General features: G+C 46.2%; 18 protein-coding genes, 1 tRNA gene and 2 pseudogenes. 14 read left to right on the forward strand and 7 right to left on the reverse strand.

The window, feature by feature from the left end; genetic code table 11:
• The coding region (locus tag B5F78_RS10740; protein WP_140400122.1) for an ABC transporter permease at positions 1 to 323 on the forward strand (323 nt) is incomplete at its 5' end.
• Between the two features lie 118 nt (positions 324 to 441).
• Positions 442 to 2,787 (forward strand): ABC transporter permease, encoded by a 2,346-nt coding sequence (locus B5F78_RS10745; protein ID WP_087406678.1) that lies wholly within the window; start codon positions 442 to 444, stop codon positions 2,785 to 2,787.
• Positions 2,788 to 3,130: 343 nt separating this feature from the next.
• Here B5F78_RS10745 and B5F78_RS18035 read toward each other — a convergent pair whose 3' ends face one another.
• Both B5F78_RS18035 and B5F78_RS18040 read right to left on the reverse strand, forming a co-directional pair.
• Complete coding sequence (locus B5F78_RS18035; protein ID WP_204502723.1) at positions 3,131 to 3,595, reverse strand: DUF2271 domain-containing protein; 465 nt, start codon at positions 3,593 to 3,595, stop codon at positions 3,131 to 3,133.
• Positions 3,575 to 3,985 (reverse strand): annotated as a pseudogene (locus tag B5F78_RS18040) (aldo/keto reductase); the annotation flags it as partial. The gene B5F78_RS18035 and the pseudogene B5F78_RS18040, both read right to left, overlap by 21 nt.
• Between B5F78_RS18040 and B5F78_RS17620 the strand changes: the two are divergent.
• Positions 3,980 to 4,255, forward strand: a pseudogene (locus B5F78_RS17620) (tyrosine-type recombinase/integrase); the annotation flags it as partial. The pseudogenes B5F78_RS18040 and B5F78_RS17620 overlap by 6 nt on opposite strands.
• On the opposite strand, the gene B5F78_RS10755 reads toward B5F78_RS17620, so the two are convergent.
• Both B5F78_RS10755 and B5F78_RS10760 read right to left on the reverse strand, forming a co-directional pair.
• Positions 4,256 to 4,969 carry a DUF3592 domain-containing protein gene (locus B5F78_RS10755; RefSeq protein WP_087406680.1) on the reverse strand — a complete coding sequence of 238 codons (714 nt, stop codon included), beginning with the start codon at positions 4,967 to 4,969 and terminating at the stop codon, positions 4,256 to 4,258.
• Between the two features lie 37 nt (positions 4,970 to 5,006).
• Positions 5,007 to 5,993 carry a DUF3592 domain-containing protein gene (locus tag B5F78_RS10760; protein ID WP_087207208.1) on the reverse strand — a complete coding sequence of 329 codons (987 nt, stop codon included), beginning with the start codon at positions 5,991 to 5,993 and terminating at the stop codon, positions 5,007 to 5,009.
• An 844-nt stretch (positions 5,994 to 6,837) separates the two neighbouring features.
• On the opposite strand from B5F78_RS10760, the gene sppA reads away from it, so the two are divergent.
• The 5 genes from sppA to thiL all read left to right on the forward strand — a co-directional run bounded on the left by sppA (position 6,838) and on the right by thiL (position 11,906).
• On the forward strand, positions 6,838 to 8,601 hold the full coding sequence (sppA, locus tag B5F78_RS10770; RefSeq protein WP_087406681.1) for a signal peptide peptidase SppA: 1,764 nt from the start codon (positions 6,838 to 6,840) through the stop codon (positions 8,599 to 8,601).
• 186 nt (positions 8,602 to 8,787) lie between these two features.
• Positions 8,788 to 8,964, forward strand: a complete 177-nt coding sequence (locus B5F78_RS17250; protein WP_158098017.1) for a hypothetical protein — start codon at positions 8,788 to 8,790, stop codon at positions 8,962 to 8,964.
• A gap of 22 nt (positions 8,965 to 8,986) precedes the next feature.
• Positions 8,987 to 10,102, forward strand: a complete 1,116-nt coding sequence (lpxK, locus tag B5F78_RS10775) for a tetraacyldisaccharide 4'-kinase (protein ID WP_022041275.1) — start codon at positions 8,987 to 8,989, stop codon at positions 10,100 to 10,102.
• Positions 10,059 to 10,868: a purine-nucleoside phosphorylase gene (locus B5F78_RS10780; RefSeq protein ID WP_022041274.1), complete on the forward strand. Its 810-nt coding sequence runs from the start codon at positions 10,059 to 10,061 to the stop codon at positions 10,866 to 10,868. Before lpxK ends, B5F78_RS10780 begins: the two co-directional genes overlap by 44 nt.
• A gap of 3 nt (positions 10,869 to 10,871) precedes the next feature.
• Positions 10,872 to 11,906 carry a thiamine-phosphate kinase gene (gene thiL / locus B5F78_RS10785; RefSeq protein ID WP_087406682.1) on the forward strand — a complete coding sequence of 345 codons (1,035 nt, stop codon included), beginning with the start codon at positions 10,872 to 10,874 and terminating at the stop codon, positions 11,904 to 11,906.
• A gap of 106 nt (positions 11,907 to 12,012) precedes the next feature.
• Here the strand turns inward: thiL and B5F78_RS10790 are convergent, their stop codons facing one another.
• A complete protein-coding gene (locus B5F78_RS10790) occupies positions 12,013 to 13,530 on the reverse strand; it encodes a DUF3843 family protein (protein ID WP_087406683.1) in 1,518 nt (505 codons plus the stop codon).
• A 193-nt stretch (positions 13,531 to 13,723) separates the two neighbouring features.
• Here B5F78_RS10790 and B5F78_RS10795 point away from each other — a divergent pair.
• A tRNA-Phe gene (locus tag B5F78_RS10795) sits at positions 13,724 to 13,796 on the forward strand.
• A 115-nt stretch (positions 13,797 to 13,911) separates the two neighbouring features.
• Positions 13,912 to 14,043 (forward strand): nucleotidyltransferase domain-containing protein, encoded by a 132-nt coding sequence (locus B5F78_RS17845; RefSeq protein WP_239465624.1) that lies wholly within the window; start codon positions 13,912 to 13,914, stop codon positions 14,041 to 14,043.
• Positions 14,044 to 14,313: 270 nt separating this feature from the next.
• On the opposite strand, the gene B5F78_RS10805 is transcribed toward B5F78_RS17845, so the two are convergent.
• Positions 14,314 to 14,955, reverse strand: coding sequence for a response regulator transcription factor (locus B5F78_RS10805; RefSeq protein WP_087406684.1), 642 nt, complete (start codon positions 14,953 to 14,955; stop codon positions 14,314 to 14,316).
• Positions 14,936 to 16,837: a tetratricopeptide repeat-containing sensor histidine kinase gene (locus B5F78_RS10810; RefSeq protein ID WP_087406685.1), complete on the reverse strand. Its 1,902-nt coding sequence runs from the start codon at positions 16,835 to 16,837 to the stop codon at positions 14,936 to 14,938. Before B5F78_RS10810 ends, B5F78_RS10805 begins: the two co-directional genes overlap by 20 nt.
• Before the next feature lie 416 nt (positions 16,838 to 17,253).
• Between B5F78_RS10810 and B5F78_RS10815 the strand changes: the two genes are divergently transcribed.
• The 4 genes from B5F78_RS10815 (at position 17,254) to B5F78_RS10835 (ending at position 23,970) form a co-directional block, all read left to right on the forward strand.
• Positions 17,254 to 18,408 carry a hypothetical protein gene (locus B5F78_RS10815; protein ID WP_143269830.1) on the forward strand — a complete coding sequence of 385 codons (1,155 nt, stop codon included), beginning with the start codon at positions 17,254 to 17,256 and terminating at the stop codon, positions 18,406 to 18,408.
• A gap of 36 nt (positions 18,409 to 18,444) precedes the next feature.
• Entirely contained in the window at positions 18,445 to 19,302 is an 858-nt protein-coding gene (locus tag B5F78_RS10820; protein WP_239473472.1) for a hypothetical protein, read from the forward strand.
• A gap of 13 nt (positions 19,303 to 19,315) precedes the next feature.
• Complete coding sequence (locus tag B5F78_RS10825) at positions 19,316 to 20,044, forward strand: hypothetical protein (protein ID WP_087207189.1); 729 nt, start codon at positions 19,316 to 19,318, stop codon at positions 20,042 to 20,044.
• Between the two features lie 857 nt (positions 20,045 to 20,901).
• A complete protein-coding gene (locus B5F78_RS10835; protein ID WP_162608531.1) occupies positions 20,902 to 23,970 on the forward strand; it encodes a BACON domain-containing protein in 3,069 nt (1,022 codons plus the stop codon).
• The last annotated feature ends 244 nt before the right edge of the window (positions 23,971 to 24,214 follow it).

Genomic DNA, 24,214 nt, shown 5'->3' on the forward strand with positions numbered 1-24,214 from the left:
TCGGGCTCACCATGTTCGAGAGCGAGTACCGCCGCAAGGAGATAGGCATCCGTAAGATATTCGGAAGCACCACGGGCGAAATCCTCCGCATGTTCAACAAGCGGTACCTTTATATACTGATAGGATGCTTCATCGTAGCGGCTCCCTTCGGCTGGTGGATAGGACAACATTGGCTGGAAGGCTTCGCCGAACGCACTCCCATCCGTGCCTGGATATTCCTCACCTCCTTCCTCCTCGTCACCGCCATCACCATGATTACGGTCACGGTGCAAAGCTGGAAGAACGCCAACGAGAATCCGGCGAACAGCATCAAGACAGAATGAAATAAAGTTCAACACAGATTACACAGATTAATAAATTTAAAAATCCGTGTAATCTGTGGTGAAAAAGACACCAACCAACTATTAATTATTAATTGTTAATTATTAATTATTAATTGAAATGAAGACCTATTTCACCTTCTTGGAGCGCAACAAGCTCTTTACATTCGTCAACGTGGCAGGACTGAGCATCTCGCTGATGTTCGTGCTCCTTATCGCCAACATGGTGACACGGCAGCTCACCGTGGATAAAGATCTGCCCGATGCCGACCGCATCTATGTGTTTGCCAACGAACACTGGGCAGGAGGACATTACAACTTGGGCGACCGTCTGCAAAGCCGCTATCCCGAGATAGAGGACTGGTGCGCCATCAAAGTATCAAATCCGTATGTGCAACCGGACGACAAGCCGGTACAGGTATTAGGTGCCAGCGTGAAGAAGAACTTTTTCGAGTTCTTCCGCTTCCCTTTGCTGGAAGGGAACCGCGAACAACTGCTTACCGATGACAACAGTGTCGTGCTTACCCGCTCCGCCGCCCTTCGTCTGTTCGGCACCGAGCACACCGTAGGCAAGACCCTAAAAATCATCCCTTGTAATAACGGGATATTTACCGTGACGGGTATCGTTGAGGACATCAACAACTCTATTATCCCTTCGGACATCGACATCTTCATCCCGTTCGAGAACATGAAATACATCCAATGGAGTTGTTCGATGGAATGCACCGAAATGAACGATGCAGCGGGGAGCACCCTCTTCTTCCGCACCGCTCCGGGAACTGACTTGAACCGGAAAGCCGATGATGTAGTGGCATTCCTGAGAGAGTTTTACTGGTTGTTCAGAGACAGTGACAGCTTCAAGAAAGTCCAATTCATCCCATGGCATGATTTCTACTTTTCCGAAACTCCTGCCACTGTCTACCTCAACCAGTACGACTTCAAGCTGGTAGTGATTTTCATCACCATCGGCGTGCTTATCCTCTTGATGGCGGTACTGAACTACATCAGCATGAGCGTGGCGCAGACCAGCTACCGTGCCAAGGAAATGGCTACACGCCGCCTGCTCGGTTCGTCACGCCCCGACATTTTCTGGCGCATGATAGCCGAATCAGCACTGCTCACATTGGTTTCGTTTATCATAGGCTTCCTCCTTGCCAAAGCCGCCGAACCTGTGGCTATCGACTTGCTTCACGCCAAGCTTGACATCACGGGCGACCTCAATGCCGCGACCCTCCTTATCTATATCGTATTCATCGCAGCACTGACCTTGCTTTCGGGCTTTATCCCGGCTACGATACTTTCCAACTACAACCCTATGGACGTAGTAAAAGGGACTTTCCGACGCAAGACGAAAGCCGTCTACCTGCGGGTGCTCAACATCGTGCAGTGTGGACTGACTATTGCCCTGCTCACTTGTTCCGCCTATCTCTCCGTGCAGATATACCGCATCGTACACGCACCGTTGGGTTACGAATACGGCAATGTGCTGACTTATCCGTCCTACGGCTCTCAAAAGAACCTGCAACTCTTCCGCACCGAAGCAAAGAAGCTGCCCTTCGTGAAGCATGTTTCTTTCTCATGCGGCGTACCCTTGGACGGAGGGAACAACAATACCACCTATATTCCTTCGGCGGACAGCACCTTGGAGATGAGTTTCCAGACCTTTATCGTTGATTCGGCGTTCCTCGACATCTACCATATACAGATAACCGAAGACCGTCATACGCCGATAGGAGGCAACAATTTCTTTCTAAGCGAACGGGCGATGAAGATGTTGGAACCTGTCGGGACCAAAGATTATTTCACGAGCAACAATTACGGACGCACCCAGATAGCCGGCGTGTTCAAGGATTTTGTCATCAGCCGAAGCCTGATAGACCACGATATCCATCCGCTCCAGATACAGATAGAGCATCCCGACAGCATCTATCCATGGAACATTTCGGTGGAAGTACAGGACGGCGACCTGAACGCTTACAAGAAACAGCTGGACCAGCTTTTCAAGATAGCCGCCAAGGATTTCTCCTTCGAGTCGGCATGGTACGGCGACCAGCTTCGTGACCTCTACGCCGACTTCAGCCGCATGAACCGCCTGATGCTTATCTTTACCGGTGCCGCCCTGCTTATCTCCCTCTTAGGACTAACCGCCATGAGCCTTTACTTCATCGCCCAGCGCAAGCGCGACATGGCGATACGCAAGGTATTCGGCTCCAGTTCGCTGGGCGAGCAGGAGAGGCTGATGAAGTTCTCGCTCGGTTCCCTGGGTATCAGCTTAGCAATAGCCGTCCCGCTAATGATATTCGGCGTACACCAGATAGACAAGATTGTGACCTTCGACAGCACCTTCCCGTGGTGGGTTCCGATAGCTTCCATCACCGTGGTAGCCCTCATCTCACTGGTTTCGGTATACCTCATCAGCCTGAAAGCCACACGAGAGAATCCGGTGGAAAACCTGAAGACGGAATAAATTCATAGGCACTAGGTGACTAGGTACTAGGAACTAAACACCTTAGTATCTACAAACCTAGTCAACTAGTACCTAGTTACCTAGTCAACTAAATACAGCATTGATCTATAAACTCTCTTAGATTTCAAATGCCGCCGGCAAGCTTGCGTGAGCAAGGAAGCCGGCGGATTTGTTTTTCTCCTGTTTCCGATGTCTTTCCAACTGCATGAACAACAGACACAAAATTCACTTTGCCATATGAAAGACTTTCAAATCTGTTATCATATCTTTATTCACTGAAGGAGCTCCATAATATCGGGAAGATACAAGAACTGATTCCTCTTCGCAACTTCCCCAATGCAATTTAGCGGAGAAAAACAACCCTGCTCTCCCAATACAGCGTGCCTTCTATAAAAACCATATACGTCCCTTTGGATACAGGCATACCTTCATTGTTTTTACCATCCCACACATAATGTAACGTCCCGTTCCGAGGAGTGGCACCAGTGAAAGCATCAATATTGCCGGATATCCTATTTTTCGGATCAGCTTTGGCAACCCATGTGGGAACGGCATCTTTCCGGTATTCATATCCTCCTTTTGCTGTAAAAGACGTAACATACAAGGTACGTACCAACTTGCCCGTTTCGTCTTCTATCCAAATGGCATATTGGCTGGAAGCAATGCCGCCACGCTGGAAGCGGAAAGAAATCTCCAACCGTTCTCCTGCGGGAGTTTCTTTCGCATCTTCTCTGTCTTTCGCATACGAAGTGGTGCAACCTTGCAGGCAGATGCCGACCGCAACCAGGGCGGCATCGAGGCGTTGCATCTGTTCTGCCGTAAGCTTCCAGTCTACCGCCCCCAGGTTCTGCCGGAGTTGTTCTTCTGAACTGGCTCCGATGACAAGGCTGCACACCGTAGGACGTTGCAACAACCAGTTCAATGCCACTTGTGCCACAGCCTTTCCCGTTTCCGCAGCCACTTCATCCAACACATCTATTATATTATACAGACGATCGTAAGCCACTACGTTATCCCTTACAGGTGCGCCTCCGCGTGCCACTCTTCCGTCTTGCGGCATGGGATTGTTCCGGCGGTAGCGCCCTCCCAGACGTCCGGCAGCCAACGGACTCCAGATGATGCTGCCTACCTGCTGGTCTATGCCGAGCGGCATCAGTTCCCATTCAAAATCACGGTTCAGCAGCGAGTAATATACCTGAACGCCTCGCACCGAATGAACCGCAAGCTGAAGGAAATCGGCAGGATGGCAGGATGTCCCGTCAAGCTCACGTTCTATGTGAGCAGGCACGGTTGGGCCAGCATCGCCCAAAGCCAGCGCATCCCCTTGCCGGTCATCAGCGAGGCATTGGGGCACGACTCGGAAAACACCACACGCATTTACCTTGCCCTGTTGGACACTTCCGTGGTGGACAGGGCAAACAGCAAGGTCATCCGGTCTGTTTGCAAACAGGAAACCCGGCACGTTTAATTACCCTATGGCACTGTCCACATCTACATAATAATCCGCCGGATTGTTGCGGTCCACATACACGCGCACCTTCTTCTTCGGGTCTATCTCGTAGCTTTCGTACCAGAAGGAACCGCTGCGGAAGAAGTACACCCGTCCATCCGGTGCGGTGTAGCGGCAACTGACCACGATGGGATGACGTCCGTTCATCGAGTTGTTTGTATCCTCGCGGATGCCTGTGATTTCCGCTTCCACCACTTTTCCAGTGGCCAGCAACCGGCGGGCTTTCCGCTCATGGCTGCGCTTCACCAGCCAGAATGCCGCACCCATCCCGGCAAACACGGTTCCCATGAACACGAAGAGGGCAACCAGCCAGCCGTTATCGTCCAGATAGCGCACTTCCCGGGGATTGTTTTTCTGATAATATACGGTTATCCGCTTGCCCGGGTGCATGGACGAGGATGCCATGTTGAGTGTGGCTGTATAGGATTTTCCGTCTACGGCATATTCCACGACGGGAGTGCCCAATGATTCGCTGGTCGCTCCGCGCATGGCCAGGATGACGGCATTCACCGGTTCCGCCTTTTGCCGGAATGTATGACTGCTGACGCCAACGGCAATACCTGCAGTGAACAAGATAATGCCAAGAAGAATAAATATGCCGCAGAATACGCGGATAAATGTTTTGTCTTTCCGTCTGCCTTTGGCCAATGCCTTCTCTCTGTCGGGATACATTGAATATGTTTTTTTAGTGAATAGGATAAGTGATAAATCATGGAGGAGTCAAGTTGTTGTCCGTCTTGTCAGCGGCAAACTCGTCCAACCGGCTTCGGTAACTTTCGGGAATAAGCAGTTCCGGCCAGTCGCCCGCCTCTTGGGGTGTAAAAGAGATGGAAGTGTAGCCTATCTGTATTGGCTTGCGGCATTTGCTGTCATAACGCCAACGGGCTGTCCGCCTTACGCCAAAATCATCCGCATAGTAGCTCCATTCATCGGTTTCGGGAAAATACTGGTAGACTTCCGTCGGGCCTAAGAGGGAAATAAACACACCGATAGGAAGCTCAATCTTGTCATGGCGCATATTCTGCCAATTAGTGTACACCGCGAAACCGATTACTCCCAATGCACCGGCGATGATGAGTCCTAAGAATGCTCCCAATATCCACTTGGATTGCTTATAACCCCGGACTACCTGTTCGGGCTTCAGCCCGTCCAAACTATTCCCATACTTTCCGAGGTATTGGCTGATGACGGCATCGTCCATATCCGGAACGGATTGTTCCGTGAGGCGGTGTTTCATCTTATAGAAAATGTCCGGATTATTCCGGTCAACAAATAGGGGAAGCCTGGTACCTACCCGTACCAGCCCCAAAATCCCCGCCATCGAGGAGGAAACGGATTCCTTGAAGCGGTGCTTCGAGCCTCCGGGCAAGGCAAATTCATAGACGGCCATTGTCGTCTGTTTGCCGTCGGAATCCTTCTCTTCCTTCAGTTCCACCACTTCAGCTTCCGCCAAGACACCTTGTGCAACCGCATGAAGCTCAGTTTGATGCCTCTTCCAGGTGGCATGGGCAAAGGAGCAAGCCAGCGCGATGAGGAAAAGACCTAATCCACAGCCCAACCAAAAATAAACCGGAATAAATGCGCACCCGGAAAGAGTACCTGCCACGGCTATTATCGCAAAGACAATAATCGTTTCCTTTCGTTGGCTTTTCTTGCATTCTTTATAGGCTTCTTGGCGCAAGTCTTCTTCTTTCATAACACGGACAATTTATGAATTTGATAACAAAAATAGCGTCCGGTCATTTCATTCCGGTTACAATGCCGTGAATTCCGATAAAAGGCGCAAAAAAACAATCCGGGACGGTACTTTTCTACTGCGGCGTTGCACAACCACTGCGGATTTGTTGCACAAATACATTAGCAGACAAAGTATTAGATGCGGTAGAGGATGAAAACGAATTAAAACACGATGCAATTGAAGTCGCACAGAAAAAATAGGTTAATACTTACAATTATAGGGAACTATATGGTATCATAACTATATAATTCCCTATACTAATATTTGATACTCAGGTGATTAAATTGCAACATTTGGTTCAAGCGTGGAACTGCAATGTCCACTGTAAATCGAAGGTCCTAGGAAAACCTTAACACAAGAGTGGAGTGATAGCAGCCCACGCTATAGCGTGAGAACCACTATGCCTTCTTCTTGTGTTCATCTGAAAATTTCCTAGGTTTTCGATTTACAAGATGTGCATAACGCTTCTTTTAGGGAAAATTATGCAGGGAATTGTTTCACGCACACGAGACTTGTCGTTTGCTGCAAACGCCATGCGGTGCCGATGTTTTCTTCTGTCGTATTCTTGCCTGTAATGTATGTCATGCGCGGTACAAGTTTGTGCATTTTTTCACCACAGCAGACACAGAGGCTTTTAAATTTTTCCCTGTGATACCCTGTGTCCGCTGTGATAAAATAGTTACGTTACACTAAATGCACAATTTTATTCCGTGCAAAGTATATACAGGACAAAATCGGTTTGCAAAATATCCAGAAATCATTATCTTTGTGCAAAAGAAACAAAACCAAATACATTACGACAATGAAAGATTTCTTAAAGTACTTGCTGGCTACCGTTATCGGTCTGTGTATCGTGGGGGCCATCTTTACCATTATCGGCATTGCAAGCATTGCCGGCATGGTGGCATCATCGGGAACAGAAACCACGGTGAAAGACAATTCGGTATTCGTAATCAACCTCAGTGGAAATGTGGCCGAACGCAGCCAATCGAATCCTATGAACCAGCTCTTAGGTGACAAGTTTACGACCTATGGACTGAACGACATTCTCAATTCCATCCGCAAAGCAAAAGAACACGAAAAGATAAAAGGTATCTGCCTCAATGCCGAAGCCTTTGTCTGCCCAAGTGCCTCGCTTCAGGAAATACGTAATGCCCTGCTCGACTTTAAGGAAAGCGGAAAATTTGTTGTGGCATACGGAGGCAACTACAGCCAAAGCACATATTACCTGGCAAGCGTAGCAGACAAAGTGGCTGTAAATCCGCAAGGCAGCCTTGCCTGGCACGGACTAGCTGCACAATCAATGTTCCTGAAAGACTTGCTTGACAAAGTGGGCGTAGAGATGCAAATCTTTCGTGTAGGAACTTACAAATCGGCGGTAGAACCTTACACATCCACCGAAATGAGTCCGGCAAACCGCGAGCAGACACAGGCATTTGTCAACTCTATCTGGGGACAGATGGTGAAAAATGTATCCGAATCGCGCGGCATCCCTGCCGATACACTCAATGCACTTGCCGACCGAAACATGGATTTCCAGCCTGCCGAAGCGTACATCCAGACAGGACTGGCAGACACACTGCTGTACAAGGACGGAATGCTTGCCTATCTGAAGCAACTGACCGGGACTGATGAGGACGACAACCTGAACACCCTTTACGTAGAAGATATGGTGAATGTACAGCGCAACATACCGAAAGACAAGAGTGGAAACATTCTGGCGGTATATTATGCTGCCGGCGAGATAGGTGACGGCGCACTGGCTTCGGACGAAGGTATCAACTCGGAACAGATGATAAACGATCTGCGCCGACTGCGCGAAGACGAAAACGTGAAAGCCGTAGTATTGCGTGTCAATTCACCGGGCGGAAGCGCATACGGTTCGGAACAGATATGGCGTGAGGTGACCTTGCTGAAAGAAAAGAAACCGGTCATTGTGTCAATGGGCGACTATGCGGCTTCGGGCGGTTATTACATCTCGTGTGCAGCCGACTGGATTGTAGCCCAACCTACTACACTGACCGGCTCTATCGGTATCTTTGGAGTAATACCTAATGCCCAAAAGTTACTGAACGACAAATTGGGCATCCATTTTGATGTAGTGAAATCCAACCGGCTTGCCGACCTGGGCGATATCAGCCGTCCGTTTACCGAAGAAGAAAAAAATCTGGTACAGGGAATGGTGAACAAAGGCTATGAACTCTTTACCAAACGATGCGCCGACGGACGCAAGATGCCGGTAGAAGACATCAAGAAAATAGCCGAAGGCCGTGTATGGACAGGCGAAATGGCAAAAGACCTGAAGCTGGTAGACGAACTGGGCGGTATTGACCGTGCCATCGCCATTGCAGCCGAGCGTGCAGAGATAACGGAATACACCGTAATGGACTATCCCAAACAAGAGGAATTCTTCCTTAGCCTGCTCAATTCGACAACAGACCACTATCTGTCCGCCGGGCTGAAAGAGCAATTGGGCGAATGGTACGAACCGTTCCGCATCGTGAAGAACCTCAAGAATGCAGACCACATCCAGGCACGCATGCCTTTTATATTGACAATTAATTAGTCATGCCAATCAGGAGTTAAAAGGGAGTTATAGGTAGTTATCGCCCGCTTGGCAGGCTGGGAGTTAGAAACCCATACCTTTTGCACCACTTTCAGAAGCAAGGCTATTGCTTTTAACTCCTGAACGAAGTGATAACTCCTGTGAAACATAACTACGTTTAAGAAGCTGTTTTGAATTTATCGTGCGATGATTTGGGATGAGTTTTTGAGGCATTTTTGCTTCTGTGATGAGGAAGATAGCGGGCTATCTGACGAAGAACAGGAGCGAAAAGGACCAAAAAATCGCCCAAAGCACACACGAAAACGGATACATCAAGCCAAGAAAAACTTTTTGGAGAAATTCAAAACAGCTTCTAACTCCTGATTCACATTAGTCAACTAAAAATATGCATAACAAGCCGAACGACATACAGATATACCGCAGCCTGCTGCCCCTAGCTTGGCTATACGGAGTGGGAGTGCGTTTGCGCAACTCCTTATTCAATAGAGGCGTGCTGCATTCGCACACGTTTTCCGTACCGGTTATCTGCATCGGGAACCTCACGGTGGGAGGCACAGGCAAAACCCCACACACTGAATACCTGATACGCTTGTTACACAGGGAATGGCAAGTAGCTGTATTGAGCCGGGGATACAAACGGAAATCGAAAGGATTTGTGTTAGGGAATCCGGAAACGCCCATTGAGGAGATAGGTGATGAACCTTACCAGATGTTGCACAAGTTTCCGGACATCTACGTAGCGGTAGACCGCGACCGGTGTCATGGAATCCGCCTGCTGACTGATGGACATACGGCACCCGGTACACGGGTTATCCTCTTGGATGATGCTTTCCAGCATCGGTATGTGAATGCAGGCGTCACCATTCTGCTTATCGATTATCATCGCCTGATTACGCGCGATGCTTTACTCCCTGCCGGGCGTTTGCGCGAACCGGTAAGCGGGAAAGTACGGGCAGACATTCTGATAGTCACCAAATGTCCGCCCGGTCTGGATACAGATATCCGGAATGCCATACGGAAAGAACTGGCGCCACTCCCCCGACAAGAGTTGTTTTTCACGACCTTGGCATACGGGAAACTCCAGCCTTTGTTTGTAGAGGCACCCGAACGTAACCTTGAAAGCGTCCGGACGGATGAGTACATCTTGCTCCTTACGGGTATCGCTTCGCCTGCCCCTCTCATAAAAAAACTGTCGGAATACAGTCCGCATATCGTTCCGCTTACTTTTCCCGACCATCACGCCTTCGATGCTTCCGATATACAATGCATCAAAGACAGATTCGGGAAATTGCCGGAAAAAAAGCGGTTCATCGTCACGACCGAAAAAGATGCAGCCAGGCTCATCGGACACCCTGATATGGACAAGGACCTGATACCTTATATATATGTGCTGCCTATTACGGTAGAGTTCCTCGATGAAGAAGAAAAAGAAATGTTCAACCAAAACATCATAGAATATGTTAGAGAAAATACAAGAAACAGCCGCCTTTCTGAAGGCTAAAATGCAGACTCATCCTGAAACCGCCATTATCTTGGGAACCGGTTTGGGAAGTTTAGTACATGAGATAACCGATAAATATGAAATAAGTTACAAAGATATCCCCAACTTTCCCCTTTCAACCGTAGAAGGACATAGCGGTAAGCTGATATTCGGCAAATTGGGCGGGAAAGACATCCTGGCGATGCAAGGACGTTTCCACTTCTACGAAGGCTATTCGATGCAACAAGTGACCTTCCCTGTGCGGGTGATGCGTGAATTGGGTATCAAAACCCTCTTTGTATCAAACGCAGCCGGAGGTATGAACCCTGATTTCGAAATAGGCGACCTGATGATTATCACCGACCACATCAACCTCTTCCCCGAACATCCGTTGCGTGGAAAGAACATCGATTACGGTCCCCGCTTCCCGGACATGAGCGAGGCTTATTCGAAAGAATTAATCGCCAAGGCATTGGAAATCGCCAAGGAAAAAGGCATCAAGGTACAGCAAGGCGTATACGTAGGCACACAAGGCCCTACGTTCGAGACTCCGGCGGAATACAAGATGTTCCATATCTTAGGCGGTGATGCGGTAGGTATGTCCACCGTGCCCGAGGTCATCGTGGCAAACCATTGCGGTATTAAGGTGTTTGGTGTATCGGTCATCACCGACTTAGGCGTAGAAGGTAAAATCGTGGAAGTATCGCACGAAGAAGTGCAAAAGGCAGCCGATGCCGCCCAGCCGCGCATGACCACTATTATGAGAGAACTGATAAACAGAGCGTAAGCCATGCACGAAGGAAACAGAACCGAAATAGCGACGCTAGGCGAATTTGGCTTAATCAAGCGCCTGACGGAAGATATTAAATTGGAGAACAAGGAGTCGGAGTACGGCGTAGGCGATGACGCCGCCGTACTCTCCTATCCGGATAAACAGGTATTGGTTACTACCGACCTGCTGATGGAAGGCGTACATTTCGACCTGGTATATACTCCGCTAAAGCATTTGGGATACAAGTCGGCAATGGTGAACTTCTCGGATATCTATGCCATGAACGGGACGCCCAAGCAAATCACCGTATCGCTTGCCGTATCGAAACGCTTCTGCATAGAGGACCTCGAAGACTTCTACGACGGGGTGAAGCTGGCGTGCCGCCAACACCATGTGGACATCGTGGGAGGTGATACCACTTCTTCGGTCACAGGGCTTGCCATTTCTATCACCTGCATCGGCGAGGCGGCAAAAGACCGGATTGTGTACCGCAACGGTGCGAAAGAAACCGACTTGATTTGCGTGACAGGCGACTTGGGAGCTGCCTACATGGGCCTCCAGCTGATGGAACGTGAGAAAGCCGTGTTCCAAGGAGAAAAGGATGTGCAGCCTGACTTTGCCGGAAAAGAATACCTGTTGGAACGTTTCCTGAAACCGGAAGCACGGCGCGACATCATCGAAAGCCTGGCGAAAGCCGGAATCAAGCCCACGGCAATGATGGACATTTCCGACGGACTTTCTTCTGAATTGTTGCATATCTGTACGCAAAGCAAGGTAGGATGCCGAGTTTACGAGGAGCGCATCCCGATAGATTACCAGACCGCCGTCATGGCAGAGGAGTTCAACATGAACCTTTCTACCTGTGCATTGAATGGAGGCGAAGATTACGAGCTGCTCTTCACCGTCCCCCTCACGGCACACGAGCAAGTAGAGCAGATTGCAGGCGTGAAAGTCATCGGCTACATCACCAGGCCCGACTTAGGCTGTGCCTTGCTTACGCGCGACGGAACCGAACTGGAACTGAAAGCCCAAGGCTGGAATCCGCTGAAGTAAGATATAGAAATAGCATTATTCACTACAGAGGGCACAGAGTACCACAGAGAAAAATTTAAATACTCTGTGTGCCTCTGCGTCCTCTGTGGTGAATAGAATGCTTAAATTATGCATCATAATCTTTCTCCCGGCAACGGTGGAAGAAATAATCTGTCAGAAAGTGCGCGTTTTGTTGTAAGAATTTCCGTCCGTACTCTTCCCCTTTTAAACTGTTCAGCATCGCATCCGGTAGCATGCCCCTGTCTTGCAACATGCAACTCAAGTCGTATGGAATCACGTCCGGGCTAAGTAAGAAAGAAAGCGCTTTTTGAGCAGCGGCTTTTGCATCGTAAAACGGATTGTCGGGCGACTTGACACATTCGCATAACTGGGTTTGTATGTACAGCCCCGTACGAGGACTTGCCATCAAGATCAATCCATGCTTTGCTCTTATTGGAGGCAACTTCAATCCTTCAGCCGTACGGTATTTCATCTCATGAGTCAGGAAACCAATCATTTCCTGCCGGGATTTGCAGAAATAAAAAGGCTTTCCGCCGGTTGCCCGTATGAAGTCTTCATACACAGCCTTTTCGTTCCGATGTTCTTTTTTGTCACGCAGGCTTTCTACAGCTTGCTTTATGTCATTATTCAATGACGGCAACAGACTCATTATACCTATTTGATTCCACACTTTTCCATAATGCAGCAAGGTGCAGAGAGCAACTGATTCACCCACTTGCCTTTCTTTGATAGAACTCAAGTCGAAAGATTCCTTAGCAACTCGATACACTTCATCCTTACCGCATAGATCCTGTAAATACAAGAAACCGTCATCTTCCCCTGTAAGCAAGAAGAAACTTTCTATATACTCCTTTGTCGAACGCCATTCTTGCGGACCGTTGTTCTGTTCAGCCCACAATGCCAGCCATTCGCAAGATGTCAAGGATAAAAGGTCTCTGCGCCCTTGCAACATCAAGGCTGTATAGGTGTTATATACGAGCAAGTTCTTCTTCCCTTGCCAATCCTCGCTTAAATCGCTTGTTGTTTCTTCTAATTCATCCTCATATTGCTTTTGGTTTTCGATATTGAAATAAGAGTCATAATGAAACCATTGCAATACTAAACGATACTTCTCGAAACTGTCCCATCCTCCTTTTCCCTTGGGATGCATAAATTGCCAAAGCCGTTCATTTTCGGGTGCCGTTTCATAAATCTCATCCAATATGCAGTAAAGTTCATTCGCGAAAAGTTCTATCACTGGATTTTCGGGATTAATAATACGTCCTTCATCTCGGGAAGAGAACTGTATATGATGCCATAACAGAAAGCGTATGTCTTCGACATTAATTTCATCGGGGTAATAATTTTCATCCAGCGGATAAAAGGGAAGCCAGTTCCCGTAACGTTTCTTACACGCTGCTGTAAAAGTAGTCCAAATTCCTACTTGGCTGATGACATCCTCAAACCAGGCTGTCAGGCAAAGGCTAAAATAGCGGGCATCCTTCTCCTCAAACATTCCGTCTGCTAAAGGCGTGTTCAGTACTTGGTAAATCTGATTGGCTACATCGGTGTAATAGCGGTCTACTTCGTCCACTATTTGATAAGGATGCAATTTTAACCATTCTTTCGGATATATTTTCTTCATTGTTTATTGATTTTAGTAGCACACATCGTTGTTCTTTCTTGTCAATTTTGACCGAAAGTACAAAAAAATCGTTTATCCTTTTGCTTTTCCGATTATTTCTGCACTTTTGATAAAAAAGTTTCAAAATAGTTTGCAGATTCAAAAAATTTGCCTACCTTTGCACTCGCAATCAAGAAACAATGATTGTAAAGTTGGTGCCATAGCTCAGTTGGTAGAGCAAAGGACTGAAAATCCTTGTGTCACTGGTTCGATTCCCGTTGGCACCACAAAGAGTCAGAGAGTTACAGCGATGTAGCTCTCTTTTTTATTGCTTTATTGGGAGTCCGAAATAAAAAGGTTTTTCAACATCAAATGATTGTTTCTAAAAAGAATTAGTTATATTTGCCCTTAAAGGATCTTTACCTTTATGGCTCATACAGCAAAGGCAACCACACAGAGGACAGCGACATTGACATTGCCGTTGTGGTAGAACGAATGAGTGATGATTATTTTGAAGATACTCCTTTATTGTGAAAACTGAAACGTAAGATAAGCAATCTTATAGAGCCAGTTCTACTTACAGAAGATACAAACAATCCTCTCTATGCAGATATTCTCAAAACGGGAATACTGATATAAACAGAAATATAGAGACCTATCCAATATAGGACCACTTATATTTATATGAGATAAGTAATACAATTGTTAATAATTATGTGTAAGCCGAGGTGTAAACTACGGTGAGTTTTCCTCCAGTATGCACAACCTGCATAAGCTTGATGCCAATAAAAGTTTTGGTTTCCATCAAAATAATCCTTTGCATTTGCTGACCAATTCGGCTACATTTTTCGCATTCATTTTCTCAAGCAGGCGTTTGCGGTAGGTTTGTATCGTGTTTATGCTGAGATACATGCGCCGGGCTATTTCTCGCGTACTCAGCCCTTGCATAAGGTATGTCAATACTTCTTTTTCCCGCTCGGACAAGGTACGGTAAGGTGACCTGTTCTCGGTTCTGCTCCGTTTACCGTACAATAGACTGAATGACTGGCTGAAGTATTCCTGACCGTTCCGTATGGTATTTACTGCCATGGGAATTTCATTAAGGTCAGCGTGTTTGGATACAGCTCCGCTAATGAAATCGCGGATGTCCGATTCGTATAGTTTGGTGGCTATCCAAGGCTCTTCATGCATGGTATAGACCAGAATGGGGCATTGCGGCAGATGTTCGTGTATCATTCGGATGAGGTTGAAACCGTCTGTGCCCGGAAATTCCAAATCGGTGATGCACAGGTTGAAATCCGTTCCCGTAAGGACTTGCTTTAACGTGTTCAAGTCGTTGGCTTTCATGCAATGTGCTTGGATATGCGTACTAAGTAACTTTTCCAAGCCGTCGGTCACGATGGGATGATCATCTATCATAAGGATGTTATACAAATTCTCGTTCATTGGATTCGATTTTGAAAGTCATTATAAAGCGGTTCTCTTTTTCGCCGGTCTGGTTTTCGATTGTAGCCCGGATGGCTTTGGCACGGTCGCTTATGGTACGTAGCCCGATGCCTTTTTCTTCCGTTTGGGGACGGTTCGGGTATATGGGATGACCGTTATCTGTAATCTGTAAGAGGATATTTCCGTCTGTATGGCGGGTGAGGCGGATGCCGATGCTTGAAGCGTCGGTATGCTTGATGACGTTCATGGTGATTTCCTGCACGATTCGGTACACTTCGCGGGCGGTCCTTTGGGGCAACGCGTCGGGTGGCGTTGGCGAAGATGAGCCTTCGTTATAGCTGACGCGGACGCCCGTGTTTTCCGTGAGGCTTCGGGCATGTTGGCTCAATATCTCGTTCAGGCTGAGGCTTTCGAATTCGGGCGGCATCAGTTCGTGCGAGATGGTTCTTACGTTTTCCCTTACCTGTTTGATAGCCTCAGCCATTGACGCCTGTTTTTCCGTGCGGGCTTTCATTTCGAGGGCAAGCAGGTCGTTGGCGGTACCGTCGTGAAGCTCTTTGGCGAAATGCCTGCATTCTTCTTCCAGTCCTTCGATGTAGCTTCGTGCCGATTCCAGTTCTTTTTCTTGCCTCATCCGGAGCAGTTCCCGTTCGGCGTTCCTCCGCTTGTGGCGTTGCTGGAGCAGGATGATAACCAGACATGCCAGTCCGGCTATCAGGGCGAGGGCTATCTTCAGCGAGTCGGCTTCTTGCTTCAAGACTTTCTCGCGGAGCCGGGTGATTTCCAGTTCTTTCTCTTGTGTCTCGTATTTCACCTTCACTTCTGCCATTTGCGAGGTGACTTCTTGCTTGGCGAGCGAGTCCGCCCACATCCGTGCGCTGTCCATATAGGCGAAGGCTTTTTGCGGATTTCCCAAATGATGATAGCAGACCGCCATTTTTTCGAAAAGCGATTTCTTTTCGCTTCCTGTCGGATGGGTATTCAGGTAGATAAAGTCTTTCAGGGCTTCGGCATACCGCTTTTGTTCGTAGTTCGCCAAGCCTCGTGTCTGGATGAATCCCACGGCGGAAATGTTATGAGGCGGAAGCTTTCCCAAAAGTTTGTTCCCTATGCCGATGTAATAACGGATAGAGTCGGTCATCCCTTTGCGCTGGAAGTACCGGTACATGCCGGGGATGCAGCGCACTTTCCATTCCGCATTGCCTTCGGGACCGCATGCGATTTGCCACGCTTGTTGGATGGAAGCCCCCGCTTCTTCAGTCTTTCCGATTTGCGCCTTGATGGCGGACCGCACTTGCCAGGCAGCGAATGTGGTGGGAAGGTCATCGGTTTGGAGCACATACCTCAACGCATCGTCGATGTGCCTTTCCGCATCTTCATAGTTCCGCAGGTTAAAGTAGAATACCGCCAGGTTCAGGTTGAGGTTTCCTATCCAGCTCTTGTCTCCGTATTGCCGGGCGGCATCCAGTGCCTTGTTATAGAAATAAAGGGAAGAATCTTGCCGGTTGAACCGGTGATAAAGCACACCCAGGTCGTTGTACACGCTGACGTGCTTCTCTAAGTCCTCCACTTCGGGCAAGTAGGGCAATACGCTTTTCTTCATCTCCAGCGAGCGGGCGAGTTCACCTTTATAGAAGAGCAAGGTGGCTTGCTCGTTGAGCAGAACCGGATAAAGGGGTGAGCCGGTTACGCCTTCCATAGCAAAAGCCTTGTCGAAATAAGCCTGAGCCGAGTCGTATTCGCCTTCTCCCATAAGCGAGACTGCCTGGTCATAGAGATGCGCCAGAAGGGTATCGGTAGGCAATTCTTTTCCTTTGCTTTCGGATAAAGGTATCACGAAAGCGGAAATCAGCAGGATAAGATGCAGGCAATACGTGCGCATAATTGTTTATAATAGTTAACCGATGCAAAAATAGTAATTTATTTGAAACCACATGCCGGGTGGTTGGATTTTTTTCATTCAAGGATGCATTTTGATAAACAGGCATTTTGATAAACATAAGTAAGTTGCCTGTTTAACATAAGTGAGTCGGACGTTTCACATAAGTGAGCCAGCCACATCACTTATGTTTGCAAAGGCTCTTCATGCGAACATTCAATAAAGTTTATTCTCCTTTGAAAAATCACTGTTTTAGGTGACAAGCTAATTGGAGAAAAATGCTGTAATTTGCAAAAAGTGTATGCTCAGTAGATTGTGTGGCATATGATGAAAATTGAATGTCCGCATCCTGCCAATATATACCTTTTGAAAACAGATATATACTTCATCCGCCTGTGGATATATATTTTAGAGGCAAAATGAGAATATTATCATTTATTATATTAGTGTTAAGTCTTTTGGGTTTAACTTCATGTTATCCGACTCAGGAATATGGAGTTAAAGACGAAATTGTGACTAAAACAAAGCGATTGTTAGGACCGGGTCGAGACACAATAAAAGTCGGGGATAAATTGACCATAAAGAAAGTTTTTGAGATAGGTTCAGATATTTGTGTCAAGAATGCTCGGACTGGTGCTTGGCATATTGTAGATTCGAAGCTGTTGTTCAATTTGGATACCGGCAAGTCGATGTATGAAGATTTGCAGACAAAGGACCGTGGTAATCTGTGGGAAGAGAGAATACCTACGCTTAAGATTCCTGAAGAGACATTAAAGACGTATGAACGCTACATGATTATAGGTGCTATAGTCTTGTTGGTTTTGTGTGTTGTTGGATTCTTCCTTCTTTTAAGGGAGAATATAAACCGGACAATGATCGGCGTTTATTATTCCTTGTTGTCATTGGTCTCTTTGTTTACCAATGTCCTCTTTTTTATTTATTCCTCCTGTGATACATGGGGGTATTATGAATATCTGTTTTCACCGAGCGTATACGGTTGGGGACATACTATTCTTTATTGGATTGCTTGCTTTGTGCTGATTGGAGTGAATTTGTTTGCTTATAAAGCTGTCATTATGCTTTCGGAAGTATGGTCAGGGCGTAATTCCTGTACGGGATATGCTTTTCTTGCAGTGGTGGTATGGGCAGTGGTTTATCTGTTTAGTTCCAATACCCTTAACGACTATTTTCTTTGGGCACTGTATGGCATTGTGGCGTTGCATTTGATTGCTTTGTTCATTGTGAATATGAAAGTTAAAGCAAATGTGTTTGAAATGTTTTACATCTTCTTTTATTTTTGGATATGTTTGCTTCCAGTCGTTTTGTCTACTTTGACAACAATAGTGTTGATACCTCTCTTGTTGTTTGCTTTTGCAATTGTGAGGTCTGTCCCAAGTATGTTTGCTGAAGCCTTTAAAATTGATGATGGTAAAGAGAAGAAAGTTGTAGGCAAACCTGTATTCGGAGAAAAGACTTGCCAATTCTGTCAATTTTATGAATATGGTTCTTGTGAGAAATATCTGCCAGAGGATAAATATGACGGGAAGGCATATTCTTGTCCTTTTTATAGTTGAAGTTAGGTATATATTTTCATTTAAAATGATACGTTTATGGACGAAAAAGTAAGAAAACAGAAGTTTTTGCAGCTTCAGTTCTGTATGCTGTTGCTGGTGTGTACCTTGTTACCCGATTTGGGTTCTTTGTTGGGGTTACCCGATTTCAGCGTTTCGGTGTTTTGCAGCCAGTTGGTAGGTGTGATCGGAGCCGGATGGACCTTATACGCTTTCTACAAAATCGGGCCTATGCCCGTACCTTTCTTGTGCCTGGCAGGTGGCGGAATCGTGATAGGGTTGCTTTCGCTTATCCCCGATATGCCGGCTTGGTTGGACTATGTGGGTCTGATAGCCTTGCTTGTCGCTTTGTTTATGAGTGCAGGGGCTTTGGGCATCCGTTGGAAAAATAGTGGAAGCCAGGGAGCTTACCTGGTATTGATGGCTCTGTTGCTACATGTATACGATAGCATCGGCGATTCTACAATGACAGGCATTGCAGCACTGATAGGCCTGGTGCTTTTCTTTGTGGGATTAGGCAAACTCAAGCAAAGTGTTGACCAGAAAGGTGCACAGGGCGTGTCGCGTCTGAAGATAGCCGTTATTTTGGGTATCGTGGCAGTTGTGTTCGGTTGGATTCCCTTGTTGGGTGGCATCGTGGCAGGCATCTTGCTGATTATTGGATTTATCATTGAGTTCTTAGGGTATGGCTCGATGATGCAGTCGGCATCTTTAGGCACCGAAGGGCAAGCAGGTGCAGGCAAGTTACGCATCAGCATGATTATTTTGCTGATAGCAGCTATTATCGACTTATTCCCGTTGACAGGGATGGTCGTAGGACTTATTTCGCTGGCTGCTTTGTGGCTGGTGTTCAAAGGCTGGACCATGGTTCTTGTAGGATTGGAACAATATAATTAATATAACAGAATCTATGAAAACAAAACAATCAGTTTTTGCCCTTGTTGCGATAGCAGCATTGGCATTCGCCTCTTGTGGAGGTAATGGAACATCCTCATCGGGTGTAGCCAAGAAAAGTTTATTCGGCGATATACCGGAATTGTATGAAGAAAAGGCGGTAGACTTGTTGAAAGAAGCCGCATCCATGCAAGGCAAGGAGGCGAGTATGGGTGAAGCTCTTGGGCTGGTTGCCAAGATGCAGGTGATGTATGAAGAAGCAGGAAAAGAAGCCCAACCGTTGGCAGACAAACTAGTAGGGGAAAAAGTAGCATATGAATTGTCGGATAGCCTGTCTTATCAGCTTGTGTCGGACATTGAGGTGAAAAAAGTTTCTCTTCCTGAATATGCATTATTCGGGGGTGGTGAGCAGACTACACGGCTTCATGTGAACTTTGACATCGTAATGACTCAAAATTCAGAAGAATATATCAGGTTGTATTATTTGATTATGGATGATGATACACCTATCGGTTATGGATCTTGCTCAGGATTAGGGAAACATGCTGTAGGCGATACAATACATGTTAAGGATAAAATTACCGCTCCGGATGTCCCTGCAAAATATGCAAAAGCCTGCAACATGTTAAAATTTGTCACAGAATATACCTATTATTCGCAACGGGATGCATTGCGTGAACAAGCTAAGAAATGGAATGAAGAGTTAGAAGCCAAATACGGAATTAAAAAAGAAGATGATAAGTGATTTTCTTATTCCATTTGTCTCAATCGGCTTTATCTGTTATATGATAAAATAACAGCATATTATTGAATAGTTGTTACGGTCGGAATTCCGGGAGGAACTCCGACCGCTTTTTATAGAATGTTCCTATACAAAAGCAAAGATAAGGCTTACGGGACATGTGTGGTTGGGCGGTCATAAAAGTTCAATATGCTTCAAATATCACTGTTTTAGGTGACAAGCTAATTGAAAAAAAATGCTGTAATTTGCAAAAAGTGTATGCTTAGTAATTGTATGGCATATTATGAAAATTGAATATCCGTATCCAGCCAATACATACCCTTTAAAAACGGATATATACTGCATGGACAGATGAATATATACTGCATGTGCGGTTGAATATATACTGCATGTGCGGTTGAATATATACTTCATCCGCCTACGGATATATACTTCAGAGGCAAAGTAAGTACTACTGCGTTTTTCACACAGACGGATTGGCAAATTGCGGAATTTATACTATGAAAAAACAATAATAATAGATATGGCTGTAAAATCAATGTTGACATGGAAATCTTTTATGCATTCCAGATTGGTCTTATTGGGAATGCTTTTGTGTTGGGGGCTGTCTTCGTGTTCGCCTTGGGAAAGAGATTTAAATAAGGTATATCAAGCCGCACAAAAGGGTAATAAGAACGCGATGTTAGTTTCCAAGGAAAAGGCTTGTACGCTTTGCAGCCATTATGGTCATATTTCGGAGTATTGCCCGCTCGTTGGCGAAAAGAGAACGATATGATAGTGCGGCTTATTCTTGACCGTATTATACCACAGATAAATGATAACTCTTTAATAGTTTTGACTGTAATTTAGATAGTATGAAAATGAAACAGAATTTGTTTGTTTTGCCTGTCCTTGGCTTGCTGCTGATGCTTTGCCAGGGATGTTCGGAGGATAAAGAAGAGAATCCTCCTGCTCCTGAGTCTCCGTCTATAACGGTTGAATCGGAAGAAGATATTCCTGTGTTTGATACTGCTGGCGGTACGCTCGCCTTGACTTTTACAACTACTTCCGATTGGACGGCTTCTGTTGACGGTGCTGCCTCGGGTTGGCTTAGTGTTTCGCCTGCAAGCGGTGAAGCGGGCACTCATACGTTGAGCCTTGTCACTACGGCAAATGATAGCTATGATGAACGTAATGCTTCGGTCACAATCACATCGGGAAGCGTAAAGAAAACCCTTACCGTGACACAGAAGCAAAAGGACGCGTTGCTTCTGACTTCCAACAAAGTGGAATTGGAAGCAGAAGGAGGCGATTTCTCGATAGAGCTGCAGGCGAATGTTGAAGTGACTTATGAGATTGAATCCGGTGCACAAACGTGGTTGACTCCCGTTGCCCGTTCTCGTGGACTAACTTCCTCATTCTTGGCCTTCCATGCAGAAGCTAATGAGGAGGCGGAAGCCCGTCAGGCTGTCATCAAGTTAGCTGGAGGAAACGGCTTGACCGAAGAAGTTACGGTCTATCAGATAGGAACCGGTCCTGCCTTGGTGTTAAGTCAGTCAGAGTACATCGTAAGCAGTGCCGGAGAGACCATTCAGGTGGAATTACGAAGCAATACGGCATACGAAATCGAAATGCCCGGTGTAGATTGGTTAAGGAAAAACTCCTCCCGAAGCCTTTCCACCTATACACATTATTTTATAGTAGACCCGAATGAAACATACGACGCGCGTAGCGCGGTGATTCGGTTCGTGGACGAGGAGAATGAGCTGAAAGACAGCGTAAACATTGTACAAGTGCAGAAGGATGCCATCATCTTGGCAAAAAACAAGTATGAAGTATCAGGCGCAGGAGAAACGTTGAACTTCTCTATCCAAACTAACGTGGACTTTACGGTCAGTACCAACGTGGATTGGATTACACAGAACAATACCCGTGGCTTGACGGAATACCCTTTGAGTTTCACCATCAGCCCCAATGACAATGATAATTCTCGCACCGGCATCATTACCATTGCCGATGCCAACAACAACCGACAAGAGATTACCGTGGAGCAAACGGGGAAGGTGAATCTAAAAGATATAGAACGTGAAGCATTGATAGAGCTTTACAAAACAACCGGCGGAGATAACTGGGGTGATAATACCAATTGGTGTAGTGACAAGCCTGTTAGCGAGTGGCTTGGAATAAGTGTTACAGAAAATGGTGAAGTGAGAGGAATAGTATTATCAGGGAATGGATTAACAGGAACTTTGCCTGAATCATTCTCTATATTTCTTGACCATTGCGAATGGATTATGCTAAATGGCAACAATATGCATGGGACAATCCCTTCATCTATCACAATGCACCCCAGGTGGAGTGAATTTGCATGGGATATCATTATTCAGTGCAAGCCCTATTATGGGGATTCAAAGCCAATAAACTTTGATTTTACGGGTATCAACTTGAAAATCACCGATGCAAACCTTACCTTGTTGGATGGGTCTCGCCTGAATAGTTTGGAATGGTGTCGAAGAAATGATATTAACGTAGTGTTGACGGCAGAGAAAAGGAAAACCATGATTCCGGATATTACAGAATTACTGATAAACCTACAACTTGATTATCAAAACAAAGGATTAGGAACATTATTATGTTTCACGGATTGCAATACGCCTAATGAACTTAAAGAATATGAATGGGAAGACATTATTGATAATACAGTAACCACAAATCTCGATTATGTGATAGGAACAGACAATTATTTTTTACACACGGACAATAGTTATCTCCAGTCAAGAATGGCTTACATTTTTGACAAGGAAGGGAATCTTGTAAATCTTGTTAATTATGATAATTACATTCCGCCAGCAGATTCAGAAGCCTTCTTTGGAGAAGTTAAAAGAATTATTTCTACCTATCTTGGTGAACCGGAAGAACATCCGGAATATGTTCCCGGCATGTACACCTCTACAGATTACAGTAAAGACGGAGAAGTGACAGTCTTGCAAAAAGCAACAGTAGGGAAAGGCATAGACCTTGTGCTGATGGGGGATGCATTTGTGGATAAAGACATGGAGGAGGGAGGTCCTTACGAAAGTACCATGAAAGTAGCTATGGAAGAACTCTTCTCTGTAGAACCATATAAATCGTTAAAGGAACGGTTCAATGTTTATATGGTCAAAGCCGTTTCTCCCAATGGTGAATATACGGATGGAGCAAAACGTGCCATAGAAGGAGATGATGATTGTTTTGAATATGCCCTGAAGGTTCCCGGCATAAATACAGAACGGTTGAACATCATCATGTCTGCTAATCCTAAAAAATTGGCTACGACTTCTTATGCAAGCCTCTATGAAGATGGATCATTCGTTGCTTACATTCTAAGCTCAACTATAGGGTTCTATGATGTCTTACATGAAGCTGGAGGACATGGAATTGCCAAATTAGCAGACGAATATATTATAGAGGGGAGTGATACCATGCCAGAAGAAAACAAAGAAATATATGATTATGCTTGGACTACCAAAGGGTGGTGGGCTAATGTGGATTGGCGCAGTGACCCTGAAACCGTGAAATGGGCTCGCTTTTTGAAAGACGAACGTTATAAAGACGAAAACTTAGGCGTATTCGAAGGAGCCGACACTTGGGAATATGGATGTTACCGTCCCTCTGAATATAGCACTATGAACGGAGGCGGAGAGTCCACGAGTTATTTGAATGCCCCCAGCCGCGAACAAATCTACAAGACTGTTATGCAACTTTCTGAAGGCAGTTCGTGGACTTACGACTACGAAGAATTTGTGCGGTTTGATGCCGTTAGCCGAAATGCAGCGGCTTCACGTAGTTTGCGGCAACAGCCTTCTGCCACACAGGTAGAAAAGTGGAAGAAGACCCACCGCCCACCTGTACGGGTGAAAGGCACTTGGCGCGACGCTAAAAAGAATCACATCGTGGTGCCTTACAGATAATAGTAGCATAAAATTGAAGAAGCATAATTTGCGGTCGGAGTCCGTGAGGGATTCCGGCCGTTGTTTTTTAGAAGCTGTTTTGAATTTATCGTGCGATGATTTGGGATGAGTTTTTGAGGCATTTTCGCTTCTGTAATGAGGAAGATAGCGGGCTATCTGACGAAGAACAGAAGCGGAAAGGACCAAAAAATCGCCCAAAGCACACACGAAAACGAACACATCAAGCCAAGAAAAACTTTTTGGA

The sequence above is a fragment of the Bacteroides sp. An279 genome (assembly GCF_002159615.1).
Lineage (GTDB): Bacteria > Bacteroidota > Bacteroidia > Bacteroidales > Bacteroidaceae > Phocaeicola > Phocaeicola intestinalis.

What these genes read in the sequence shown, in the direction of transcription:
- B5F78_RS18035 (WP_204502723.1), bottom strand. Translation starts at nt 3,595, where the DNA reads ATGCAACGCCTCGATGCCGCCCTGGTTGCGGTCGGCATCTGCCTGCAA.
- B5F78_RS10790 (WP_087406683.1), bottom strand. Translation starts at nt 13,530, where the DNA reads ATGAAGAAAATATATCCGAAAGAATGGTTAAAATTGCATCCTTATCAA.
- B5F78_RS10825 (WP_087207189.1), top strand. Translation starts at nt 19,316, where the DNA reads ATGAAAACAAAACAATCAGTTTTTGCCCTTGTTGCGATAGCAGCATTG.
- thiL (WP_087406682.1), top strand. Translation starts at nt 10,872, where the DNA reads ATGCACGAAGGAAACAGAACCGAAATAGCGACGCTAGGCGAATTTGGC.
- B5F78_RS10805 (WP_087406684.1), bottom strand. Translation starts at nt 14,955, where the DNA reads ATGAACGAGAATTTGTATAACATCCTTATGATAGATGATCATCCCATC.
- B5F78_RS10745 (WP_087406678.1), top strand. Translation starts at nt 442, where the DNA reads ATGAAGACCTATTTCACCTTCTTGGAGCGCAACAAGCTCTTTACATTC.
- B5F78_RS10760 (WP_087207208.1), bottom strand. Translation starts at nt 5,993, where the DNA reads ATGAAAGAAGAAGACTTGCGCCAAGAAGCCTATAAAGAATGCAAGAAA.
- B5F78_RS10755 (WP_087406680.1), bottom strand. Translation starts at nt 4,969, where the DNA reads ATGTATCCCGACAGAGAGAAGGCATTGGCCAAAGGCAGACGGAAAGAC.
- sppA (WP_087406681.1), top strand. Translation starts at nt 6,838, where the DNA reads ATGAAAGATTTCTTAAAGTACTTGCTGGCTACCGTTATCGGTCTGTGT.
- lpxK (WP_022041275.1), top strand. Translation starts at nt 8,987, where the DNA reads ATGCATAACAAGCCGAACGACATACAGATATACCGCAGCCTGCTGCCC.
- B5F78_RS10810 (WP_087406685.1), bottom strand. Translation starts at nt 16,837, where the DNA reads ATGCGCACGTATTGCCTGCATCTTATCCTGCTGATTTCCGCTTTCGTG.
- B5F78_RS10820 (WP_239473472.1), top strand. Translation starts at nt 18,445, where the DNA reads ATGGACGAAAAAGTAAGAAAACAGAAGTTTTTGCAGCTTCAGTTCTGT.
- B5F78_RS10815 (WP_143269830.1), top strand. Translation starts at nt 17,254, where the DNA reads ATGAGAATATTATCATTTATTATATTAGTGTTAAGTCTTTTGGGTTTA.
- B5F78_RS10780 (WP_022041274.1), top strand. Translation starts at nt 10,059, where the DNA reads ATGTTAGAGAAAATACAAGAAACAGCCGCCTTTCTGAAGGCTAAAATG.
- B5F78_RS17250 (WP_158098017.1), top strand. Translation starts at nt 8,788, where the DNA reads ATGATTTGGGATGAGTTTTTGAGGCATTTTTGCTTCTGTGATGAGGAA.
- B5F78_RS10835 (WP_162608531.1), top strand. Translation starts at nt 20,902, where the DNA reads ATGAAACAGAATTTGTTTGTTTTGCCTGTCCTTGGCTTGCTGCTGATG.